Origin of the sequence: Streptomyces sp. 13-12-16 (assembly GCF_002114215.1) — a bacterium.
In the GTDB taxonomy this organism is placed as follows: Bacteria; Actinomycetota; Actinomycetes; order Streptomycetales; family Streptomycetaceae; genus Streptomyces.
Genome location: NZ_NCTE01000021.1, coordinates 1 through 10,538, shown reverse-complemented (window position 1 = coordinate 10,538; position 10,538 = coordinate 1). Strand labels below are relative to the sequence as shown.

10 protein-coding genes are annotated in these 10,538 nt (G+C 70.9%); 1 reads left to right on the top strand and 9 read right to left on the bottom strand.

Annotated features, from left to right (window positions below; genetic code table 11):
• The 4 genes from B7767_RS01230 to B7767_RS01215 form a co-directional block, all read right to left on the bottom strand.
• The coding region (locus B7767_RS01230) for a GNAT family N-acetyltransferase (RefSeq protein WP_373408172.1) at nucleotides 1–285 on the bottom strand (285 nt) is incomplete at its 3' end.
• On the bottom strand, nucleotides 282–1,226 hold the full coding sequence (locus B7767_RS01225; protein ID WP_085570442.1) for an RluA family pseudouridine synthase: 945 nt from the start codon (nucleotides 1,224–1,226) through the stop codon (nucleotides 282–284). The genes B7767_RS01230 and B7767_RS01225, both read right to left, overlap by 4 nt.
• Before the next feature lie 43 nt (nucleotides 1,227–1,269).
• Nucleotides 1,270–1,872: a signal peptidase II gene (gene lspA / locus B7767_RS01220; protein ID WP_085570441.1), complete on the bottom strand. Its 603-nt coding sequence runs from the start codon at nucleotides 1,870–1,872 to the stop codon at nucleotides 1,270–1,272.
• A gap of 65 nt (nucleotides 1,873–1,937) precedes the next feature.
• Complete coding sequence (locus B7767_RS01215) at nucleotides 1,938–3,041, bottom strand: TraR/DksA C4-type zinc finger protein (protein WP_085570440.1); 1,104 nt, start codon at nucleotides 3,039–3,041, stop codon at nucleotides 1,938–1,940.
• Nucleotides 3,042–3,621: 580 nt separating this feature from the next.
• Between B7767_RS01215 and ileS the strand changes: the two genes are divergently transcribed.
• The gene (ileS, locus tag B7767_RS01210) at nucleotides 3,622–6,765 is read left to right on the top strand and encodes an isoleucine--tRNA ligase (protein WP_085570439.1); all 3,144 of its coding nucleotides are present in this window, start codon (nucleotides 3,622–3,624) and stop codon (nucleotides 6,763–6,765) included.
• A 310-nt stretch (nucleotides 6,766–7,075) separates the two neighbouring features.
• On the opposite strand, the gene B7767_RS01205 is transcribed toward ileS, so the two are convergent.
• The 5 genes from B7767_RS01205 to B7767_RS01185 form a co-directional block, all read right to left on the bottom strand.
• The gene (locus B7767_RS01205) at nucleotides 7,076–8,293 is read right to left on the bottom strand and encodes a DivIVA domain-containing protein (RefSeq protein ID WP_085570438.1); all 1,218 of its coding nucleotides are present in this window, start codon (nucleotides 8,291–8,293) and stop codon (nucleotides 7,076–7,078) included.
• Nucleotides 8,294–8,345: 52 nt separating this feature from the next.
• The gene (locus B7767_RS01200; protein ID WP_004932337.1) at nucleotides 8,346–8,636 is read right to left on the bottom strand and encodes a YggT family protein; all 291 of its coding nucleotides are present in this window, start codon (nucleotides 8,634–8,636) and stop codon (nucleotides 8,346–8,348) included.
• Nucleotides 8,637–8,685: 49 nt separating this feature from the next.
• Nucleotides 8,686–9,327 (bottom strand): cell division protein SepF, encoded by a 642-nt coding sequence (locus B7767_RS01195; protein WP_073936563.1) that lies wholly within the window; start codon nucleotides 9,325–9,327, stop codon nucleotides 8,686–8,688.
• A gap of 129 nt (nucleotides 9,328–9,456) precedes the next feature.
• Nucleotides 9,457–10,176 (bottom strand): YggS family pyridoxal phosphate-dependent enzyme, encoded by a 720-nt coding sequence (locus B7767_RS01190; protein ID WP_085570443.1) that lies wholly within the window; start codon nucleotides 10,174–10,176, stop codon nucleotides 9,457–9,459.
• Between the two features lie 5 nt (nucleotides 10,177–10,181).
• A partial coding sequence (locus tag B7767_RS01185; RefSeq protein ID WP_143652126.1) for a laccase domain-containing protein occupies nucleotides 10,182–10,538 on the bottom strand: 357 nt, incomplete at its 5' end.

Here is a 10,538-nt window from a genome sequence, read left to right as displayed (position 1 = left end):
GAGGCCCCGCGCCCGGCGCGTCACCGCGAGCCGGCCCAGCGAGCCGACCGCCGGGTCGCCGCCGTTCTTCGCCGCGGCGGCCTCGCCGTGCAGCAGCCGTCCGGTGCCGAGGGGGGTGCCGTCCTCCGCGGCCGCCAGCACATGGACGGCGCCGGCGTCGTGGGCGTCGTACTCGATGTCCTCGGGGACGCCCTGCTCGGCGACGAAGACCTCCTTGCGGACCGCGAAGCACGCCTCGCGGTCGGCGGGCTCCTCCGCCACGCGGACCACGTACGGCCCGCTCATGCGTAGGTCTCCTCGCGGACCTGGTCCAGCGCCTGCTGAAGGTCGTCGGGGTAGTCGCAGGAGAACTCCACCCACTGTCCGTCACCGGGGTGCTCGAAGCCCAGGCGTACGGCGTGCAGCCACTGGCGGGTCAGGCGGAGCCGCTTGGCGAGCGTGGGGTCGGCGCCGTAGGTGAGGTCGCCGACGCAGGGGTGCCGGTGGGCGGCCATGTGGACGCGGATCTGGTGGGTGCGGCCGGTCTCCAGCTTGACGTCGAGGAGGGAGGCGGCGCGGAAGGCCTCGATGAGGTCGTAGTGCGTGACGGACGGCTTGCCCTCCGCGGTGACCGCCCACTTGTAGTCGTGCTGCGGGTGGCGGCCGATGGGGGCGTCGATGGTGCCGCTGGTCGGGTCGGGGTGGCCCTGGACGAGCGTGTGGTAGCGCTTGTCGACCGTGCGCTCCTTGAACTGGCGCTTCAGTGACGTGTACGCGTACTCCGACTTGGCGACCACCATCAGGCCGGAGGTGCCCACGTCGAGGCGGTGCACGATGCCCTGGCGCTCGGCGGCGCCGGAGGTCGAGATGCGGTACCCGGCGGCGGCGAGGCCGCCGATCACCGTCGGGCCGGTCCAGCCCGGCGAGGGGTGGGCGGCGACGCCGACGGGCTTGACGATCACGACCACGTCGTCGTCGTCGTGCACGATCTCCATGCCCTCGACCGGCTCGGCGACCACCTGCACCGGCGCGGGCGCCTGCGGCATCTCCACCTCGAGCCAGGCGCCGCCGCTGACCCGCTCGGACTTGCCGACCACCGACCCGTCGACCGTGACCTTCCCCGCGGCGGCGAGCTCGGCCGCCTTGGTGCGGGAGAAGCCGAACATGCGGGAGATGGCGGCGTCGACGCGCTCACCCTCCAGGCCGTCGGGCACGGGCAGGGTACGGATCTCGGGAATCGTGCTCACCCGTCGAGTATGCCGGACGGGTCCGACAACCCCGTACGCGCGTTCAGTCCTTGTGGACGGTGCCGTCCGGGTCGAGACCCCGGAACGACAGCAGCACGATCAGGATGCCGCCGCACACGATCGCCGAGTCCGCCAGGTTGAACACGGCGAAGTGCTTGGGCGCGATGAAGTCGACCACCGCGCCCTCGAAGACGCCCGGCGAGCGGAAGATCCGGTCGGTGAGGTTGCCGAGGGCGCCGCCGAGCAGCAGGCCCAGCGCGATCGCCCAGGGCAGGCTGTAGAGCTTGCGGGCGAGGCGGATGATCACCACGATCACGGCCGCGGCGATCACCGTGAAGATCACGGTGAAGGCCTCGCCGAAGCCGAAGGCCGCGCCCGCGTTGCGGATCGCCTCGAAGCGCAGCCAGTCCCCGACGATCTCGATGGGCTCGTGGTGCTCCAGCTTGGCGACCACGATCATCTTGCTGATCAGATCGAGGGCGTACGCGAACACGGCGACGGCGAACAGCACGGCGATCCGCCGCTTGCCGCGGGGCCGCTCGGCCTCCGTCTCCGCCGCCGTCGCCCCGGTGCCGGCCCGTTCCTGCTCCTCCCGGTCCGCGTCCGGGGTGTCCGGCGTACCGATGATGCGCTCCGCCTCTGCCACGTGAGTCCCTCAGCCTAGGTACCTGACTGAGGACGAGGGTACGGCACGCCCCGCGCGCCCGCCGATCAGTACCGTCGCTCCTGCTTCTGCTTGCACTCGACGCACAGGGTGGCCCGGGGAAAGGCCTGCATACGGGCCTTTCCGATGGGGTTGCCGCAGTTCTCGCAGAGGCCGTAGGTACCGGCGTCGAGGCGCTGGAGGGCGCGCTCGAACTGGGTGAGCATCTCGCGCGCGTTCGCGGCGAGCGCGAGTTCGTGCTCGCGCGTGATGTTCTTGGTGCCGGTGTCGGCGTCGTCGTCGCCCGCTCCGTCTCCGGAGTCCCGCATCAGGCCGGCCAGCGACTGCTCGGAGGAGTCGATCTCCTCGCGCAGCCGCAGCACCTCGGACGTCAGCTCGGCCCGCGCCTCCTCGGCCTCCTCCGGAGTCCAGGGTTCCTCCCCCGGACGCACCGCGAGGTCGCCCGGCTCCACCGCGCCGATCCGGGCCTTGGGTACGGGGCTCTTCGCCGCCGTGGCCGTGCCAGGAGTCTTCTTCGCACCCACCGTCGTCACTCCCGTCTGCGCCGCGGCATCCACCGCGCCCGCGTCATCGGCCGTGCTGTGCCCGGCCACATCCTGTACGGGCCCACCGGCCCCGCTCCCCGGGAGGCCGGCCTCCCGGGGGCCCTCGGAAGCCGCCTCCCGAGCGGCGCCCTTCCCCGGCACCTTCTTCCCCGCCGCGCCCCTGCCAGGCACCACCGCCTGGGCAGCCACCTTTTTGGCGGCCCGCTTCCCCACCCCGGCCCGCTTCTTCCCCGCGGACGCCCCCTCGACGGCCGGCTTCTTCACCGCGGCCTTCCCCGCGGACGCTCTCTCGACGGCCGGTTTCTTCACCACGGCCTTCTCCGCGGACGCCCCCTCGACGGCCCGCTTCCGCGTGGTGGTCCTTTTCGCGGGTGCCTTCCCGGCCTCGGCCTTCTTCGCCGGTGTCCCGACGGGCGGCTTCGACGCCACCGGCTCACCGTCGTGCGCCGTCTCCCCTGCCGTCACCCTGCCCGTCGCCTTCTTCGTCGCCGCCGTGGTCCGTGTGGGCGCCACCGTCCCGTCCGCCCTCCCGGCCCCGCCGCCGGCAGCGGCCCCGGACCTGCCGGACGGCGCCGGCTGCTGTACGGCGGTCTTCTTCGCCACCATGGCCGCGGCCCCTTCACATATTGTGATCTTGCGCGCGAATCGTGCTGGGACGATAAATCGACTCGAGTCCCGCGGCAACGGGGCGCACCGCCCGATTCCCTCGCCCCGCGGACGCCGCGCGGCGAGCCTGCATGCGTTGTGCCCAGCTCCCCGCCGGGTATGCCGCCGACACGGACGTACCGGGATCCGGACGGGCGCGCTTCGCCATTCGAGGTATGCCGGGTCGTACGGCGAGCGGAAATCCGGTCGGCCGCTGTCCCCGCCGCGCCGTACACTGGGCGGAGCGAAAAGCGTGGATGGGGACGAGTAGCGGCGTACGCAGCCCAGAGCGACCCGGGGACGGTGTGAGCCCGGGGGCGAGCGCGACGTGAAGATCACCCCGGAGCCGCCGGAAGAAACCCCTGCACGGGGCGGTAGAACCGGCATCGCGACCCCAATGAGGGGGCTCACCGGAGCACACGACGCACCGGGGGGCCAAGGAGGGTGGTACCGCGGGAGCGCGCCGACGGCGGCGCAGGGATCGACACAGCTCTCGTCCCTCCGGACGGAAGGCAGCAAGTCCGCCGGAGGAAGCCCGCTGATGACAACGCCGACGTACCGCCAGGTACCCGCCCAGGTCGACCTGCCCGCCCTCGAGCACGCGGTGCTCGAGTTCTGGCGCGAGCAGAAGATCTTCGCCAAGAGCCTGGAGCAGTCCGAGGGCCGCCCCGAATGGGTGTTCTACGAGGGTCCGCCCACCGCCAACGGCATGCCCGGCGCCCACCACATCGAGGCCCGCGTCTTCAAGGACGTCTTCCCCCGCTTCCGCACCATGCGCGGCTACCACGTGGCCCGCAAGGCCGGCTGGGACTGCCACGGCCTCCCGGTGGAGCTGGCCGTCGAGAAGGAGCTCGGCTTCTCCGGCAAGCAGGACATCGAGGCGTACGGCATCGCCGAGTTCAACGCCAGGTGCCGCGAGTCGGTGACCCGGCACACCGACGCCTTCACCGAGCTGACGACCCGCATGGGCTACTGGGTCGACCTCGACGACGCCTACCGCACCATGGACCCGGAGTACGTCGAGTCCGTCTGGTGGTCGCTGAAGGAGATCTTCAACAAGGGCCTGCTGGTCCAGGACCACCGCGTCGCCCCCTGGTGCCCCCGCTGCGGCACCGGCCTGTCCGACCACGAGCTGGCGCAGGGCTACGAGACGGTCGTCGACCCGTCCGTCTACGTCCGCTTCCCGCTCACCTCGGGGCCGCTGGCCGGCGAGGCCGCGCTGGTCGTCTGGACGACGACCCCGTGGACCCTGGTCTCCAACACGGCGGTCGCCGCGCACCCCGAGGTCACCTACGTCGTCGCCACGAACGGCGAGGAGAAGCTGGTCGTCGCCGAGCCGCTGGTCGCCAAGGCCCTCGGCGAGGGCTGGGAGACCACCGGCCAGTCCTTCACCGGTGCCGAGATGGAGCGCTGGACGTACCGGCGCCCGTTCGAGCTGGTGGAGTTCCCGGCCGAGGCGCACTACGTGGTCAACGCCGAGTACGTCACCACCGAGGACGGCACCGGCCTCGTCCACCAGTCCCCCGCCTTCGGTGAGGACGACCTCAAGGTCTGCCGCTCCTACGGCCTGCCCGTGGTCAACCCGGTCCGCCCCGACGGTACCTTCGAGGAGGACGTCCCGCTGGTCGGCGGCGTCTTCTTCAAGAAGGCCGACGAGAAGCTCACCGCCGACCTCGACGAGCGCGGCCTGCTCTTCAAGCACATCCCGTACGAGCACAGCTACCCGCACTGCTGGCGCTGCCACACCGCGCTGCTCTACTACGCGCAGCCGTCCTGGTACATCCGCACCACCGCCGTCAAGGACCGGCTGCTCCAGGAGAACGAGAACACCAACTGGTTCCCTGACACGGTCAAGAACGGCCGCTACGGCGACTGGCTGAACAACAACATCGACTGGGCGCTCTCCCGCAACCGCTACTGGGGCACCCCGCTGCCGATCTGGCGCTGCGAGGACGACCACCTCACGGTCGTCGGCTCCCGCGCGGAGCTCACCGAGCTGACCGGCACCGACCAGTCGGGCCTCGACCCGCACCGCCCGTACATCGACGAGGTCACCTTCGCGTGCGCGCAGGGCGGCTGCGGCAAGACGGCCACGCGCGTGCCGGAGGTCATCGACGCCTGGTACGACTCGGGTTCCATGCCGTTCGCGCAGTGGGGCTACCCGTACAAGAACAAGGAGCTGTTCGAGGCCCGCTACCCGGCGCAGTTCATCAGCGAGGCCATCGACCAGACCCGCGGCTGGTTCTACACGCTGATGGCGATCGGCACCCTGGTCTTCGACAAGTCGTCGTACGAGAACGTCGTCTGCCTCGGTCACATCCTCGCCGAGGACGGCCGCAAGATGTCCAAGCACCTGGGCAACATCCTGCAGCCGATCCCGTTGATGGACCAGCACGGCGCCGACGCGGTCCGCTGGTTCATGGCGGCCGGCGGTTCGCCGTGGGCGGCCCGCCGGGTGGGCCACGGCACCATCCAGGAGGTCGTCCGCAAGACGCTGCTGACGTACTGGAACACGGTCGCCTTCCAGGCCCTGTACGCCCGTACGTCGAACTGGGCGCCGTCGGCGGCCGACCCGGCCCCGGCCGACCGCCCGGTCCTGGACCGCTGGCTGCTCTCCGAACTGCACGCGCTCACCGACCAGGTGACCCAGTCGCTGGAGGGGTACGACACCCAGCGCGCCGGCAAGCTGCTCTCCGCGTTCGTCGACGACCTGTCCAACTGGTACGTCCGCCGCTCCCGGCGCCGCTTCTGGCAGGGCGACAAGGCCGCGCTGCGCACGCTGCACGAGGTCGTGGAGACGGTCACCAAGCTGATGGCCCCGCTGACCCCGTTCATCACCGAGCGGGTCTGGCAGGACCTGATCGCCCCGGTCACCCCGGGCGCCCCCGAGTCGGTGCACCTGTCCGCGTGGCCGGAGGCGGACCTGTCCGCCATCGACCCCGAGCTGTCGAAGCAGATGGTGCTGGTGCGCCGGCTCGTGGAGCTGGGCCGGGCCACCCGCGCGGAGTCGGGCGTGAAGACCCGCCAGCCGCTGAAGCGCGCGCTGATCGCGGCGGGCGGCTTCAGCACCCTCGACCCCGAACTGCACACGCAGATCACGGAGGAGCTGAACGTCGAGTCGCTGGCGTCGCTGTCCGAGGTGGGCGGCTCGCTGGTGGACACCACGGCGAAGGCCAACTTCCGTGCGCTGGGCAAGCGGTTCGGCAAGCGGGTCCAGGACGTGGCCAAGGCGGTCGCGAACGCGGACGCCGCCGCGCTCTCCCTGGCGCTGCGCGAGGGCACGGCCTCGGTGGAGGTCGACGGTGAGACGATCACCCTGGCCCCGGACGAGGTGATCATCACGGAGACCCCGCGCGAGGGCTGGTCGGTGGCGTCCGACGCCGGTGCCACGGTCGCCCTCGACCTGGAGATCACCGAGGAGCTGCGCCGCGCGGGGCTCGCGCGGGACGCGATCCGGCTGATCCAGGAGGCCCGCAAGAACAGCGGCCTCGACGTGGCCGACCGGATCGCCCTGCGCTGGACGGCCACGGAACCGGCGACCGTCGCCGCGCTGGCGGAGCACGCGGGACTGATCGCGGACGAGGTCCTCGCGACGGACTTCGCGCAGGGTGAGGCGGACGACACGTACGGCACGCCGTTCACCGACGAGGGCCTGTCCCTGACGTTCCGCCTGCGCAAGGCGTAAGGCGCCGGTGAGCCCCGCGCCCCGAGGGGCGCGGGGAACCGCGTGATCAGCCACACACGATCCGCGGGCGCCCGGCCGCCTTCCCCGCAGACGGGAAGGCGCGTACGCCGAAGGCCGGGGTCCACCAAGATTCTTGGTGGACCCCGGCCTTCGGCGTTGCGTACGTCGGACACCGCACCCGGGTCCGAACAAACGCCGCACATCCCCCATGGACACGCGTAGCGAAAGGGCGGGGCCCCGGGTCCGTGAACCCGGGGCCCCGCCCCTGAACGCTGCCGACCGCTACGCCGTACTCATGACCGGAGGGCCGTCAGTTGTCGTCCTCGTCGATCAGGAAGCCGCGCATCGGCGAGGGAGCCTGACCCATCGGCGACGGGCCCTGCGGACGCACCGGCGCCATCGGCTGGGTCATCGCCGGCTGCATCTGCTGCTGACCGCCACCGTAGGAGGGACCACCCTGACCACCGGGAGGGCCGCCCATCGTCTGGTTGCCGCCGTAGGACGGCGCACCGGCACCGGCGGGAGCCATCGAGGGCGCCGGGGACGGCGGCAGCGACGGCGCGGAGCCGGCGGGCTGGCGCGGCGGGGCGAGCGAGTCGTCCGCCTGGGTCTCCAGCTGGCGCAGCTGCGACTCCAGGTAGGACTTCAGCCGCGTGCGGTACTCGCGCTCGAAGCCGCGCAGGTCCTCGACCTTGCGCTCCAGCGTGGCGCGGGCGGACTCCAGGGAGCCCATCGCGACGCGGTGCTTCTCCTGCGCGTCCCGCTCCAGGGCGTCCGCCTTGGCACGGGCGTCCCGCTCGAGACCCTCGGCACGCGAACGCGCCTCGCCCACGATCTTGTTGGCCTCGGAACGGGCCTCCGCGATCGCCTGGTCCGCGGTCTGCTGGGCCAGCGACAGGACGCGCGCGGCGCTGTCGCCACCGGGACCGCCCTGACCGGGCATACCCGGGCCGCCCTGACCGGGCATACCGGGACCGCCCATCGGACCGCCCATCGGGCCACCGGGACCCATCTGCCCCTGCATCGGGCCGCCCTGGCCCATCGGCCCGGGGCCCTGACCCATGGGGCCGGGACCCTGGCCCATCGGCCCGGGACCCTGGCCCATGGGGCCGGGACCCTGCGGGCCGCCCTGTCCGCCGGGGCCGGCGGGCAGCTGGGGAGCACCGCTCGGCAGCTGGGGCGGACCACCCATGGGGCCACCCATCTGCTGCTGCGGCGGGCCCGATATGCCGGCGGGCACCGGAGCGCCGGGACCTCGCATGCCCTGCTGGGGCATGCCCTGGGGCGGCCCCTGCTGTTGCTGCTGGTCCTGTGGCTCAGGAGGCTTGCGCATGTTCTGCTGGTTCTGGGCAGCGGCGCGCGTGGCCGCGGCCAGCTTGGCGCGCAGGTCCTCGTTCTCGCGGAGCAGGCGCGTCAGTTCGGCTTCGACCTCGTCGAGGAAGGCATCGACCTCGTCCTCGTCATAGCCTTCTCGGAGGCGGACGGTCGTGAACTGCTTGTTCCGCACGTCCTCGGGGGTCAACGGCATCTCTTCACCTCAACGTAGTCATCGGCAGTCGGCAAGACCGTATCGTCCACAGTCACCTCGCGAGATTGCCCACGATTGAGATCAGGATGTAGACGATGATCATCAGGACGAAGAAGGACAGGTCTAGCGCCACGCCCCCGAGACGCAGCGGCGGGATGAACCGCCGCAGAAGCTTCAGCGGTGGATCGGTGACAGTGTAAGTGGCCTCCAGGACGACCACCATCGCCTTGCCGGGTTGCCATGAGCGGGCGAACTGGAACACATAATCCATGACCAAACGGAAGATCAGCACGATGAGGAACACCATCAGCGCGATGTAGATCACCTGCGCGAACACGCTCATGGCCTGCTTTTCCCTCTCCCCTGTACCGCTCTTGATCCGGTCCTGCGTCTCAGCTCTGGTTGAAGAACCCGCCCTCTGCGATGCGGGCCTTGTCCTCCGCCGTGACATCGACGTTAGCAGGCGACAACAAGAACACCTTCTGCGTCACCCGCTCGATGCTGCCGTGAAGACCAAACACCAAACCGGCCGCGAAGTCGACAAGTCGCTTCGCGTCCGTGTCGTCCATCTCGGTCAAGTTCATGATCACAGGCGTGCCCTCACGGAAGTGTTCCCCGATGGTACGGGCCTCGTTGTAGGTCCGGGGGTGAAGCGTGGTGATCCGGTAAGGCTCTCGTTCGGACACGACCTTGGGCATGATCACCGGTGCGTTCTTCTCCAGGCTCGCGCGTTCTTGTGTGATGGATGCCACGGGCGCGATCCGCGCCGGGCGTGGCGATTCCGCGGGGAGCGAAGCGGATCGGGCGATCGGTTCGCGCGGCGCGGGAGGGTGGACGACTCGCACCTCTTCGTCCCTTTGGGGCTGATGTGAGACGTGGGGCTGGTGCGACGGCTCGTGCCGCCGGTGGTCCCGCTCGGGCTCCGGGTCGAGTTCGGGTTCGAAGTCGTCGTCTGGGTCGAATCCGCGGCCGTCGTACCCATCGTCCTCCACGAGGCCGAGGTAGACCGCCATCTTGCGCATCGCGCCGGCCATGCTCCTAGTCCTCCGCTCTGTGGTGGATCCGCTGACGACCGCCAAGTGCCCGCGATCCACTAGGTCTTTACGTCCGCTGTTCGGCGGAACTGACCATATTTTCTGCTGTGGTCCGACTTCTTGGCGACGTTACCCGAGGCCGGGGCGGACTCCGAGTACCGCACTGCCGACGCGCACATGTGTCGCTCCGGCGGCCACGGCCTGTTCGAGGTCCGCGCTCATCCCTGCCGAGACCATGTTCGCAGCCGGATGGGCCCTGCGCAGGTCGGTCGACAAATCCATCAACCGCTCGAAGGCCGCCCGTTCACGTCCCGCGTACTCCCCGGCGAGCGGGGCGACGGTCATCAGTCCGCCGAGCCGCAGCCCCTCGGACCTCGCGACCAGGTCGGCCAACTCCGCGACACCGGCGGGCGCCACTCCTCCGCGCTCCCCCCGGCCGCTCGCGTCGGCGTCGAGCGCCACCTGGATCAGACAGCCGATCTCACGCCCGGCCCGCACGGCCTCCCTGGAGAGGGCCGTCACCAACCGGGAACGGTCGACGGACTGCACGAAATCGGCGTAACCCACCACAGAACGCACCTTGTTGGTCTGAAGTTGACCGACGAAGTGCCAGGTAAGGGGCAGATCCGCACATTCGGCCGCCTTGGGTGCGGCGTCCTGGTCCCGGTTCTCGGCCACATGACGCACCCCGAGTCCGGACAGGATCCGCACATCGTCCGCGGGGTAGGTCTTGGTGACCACGATCAGGGTCACCTCGTCCCGCCCGCGCCCGGCGGCGGCGCACGCGGCGGCGATCCGTTCTTCCACTTTCGCCAGGTTCGCGGCGAGTTCGTCCTTACGGTCCGTCATGTCCATCAGTCCAGCCACACATAGCCCGCGAGCCGCCCGGTGGTGCGGTCGCGGCGGTACGAGAAGTGATCAGCCGATTCCAGCGTGCACACCGGTGACTGCTCCCGGTCACGCACCCCGAGCCGTCCGAGCTGCGCGTGCACGCCCGCGGCCACGTCGACCGCCGGTGTTCCCCAGCTCGTGGTGGCGTGCGCCGCCGGTTCGCCGGCGGCCACCTCGTCGCGCATGGCCTCCGGCACCTCGTAGCACCGGCCGCAGACGGCGGGTCCGGTGCGGGCGACGATCCGCGCGGGGTCGGCGCCGAGTTCCGCCATGGCCCGTACGGCGGCGGGGACGACCCCGGCGGTCATGCCGGGCCGGCC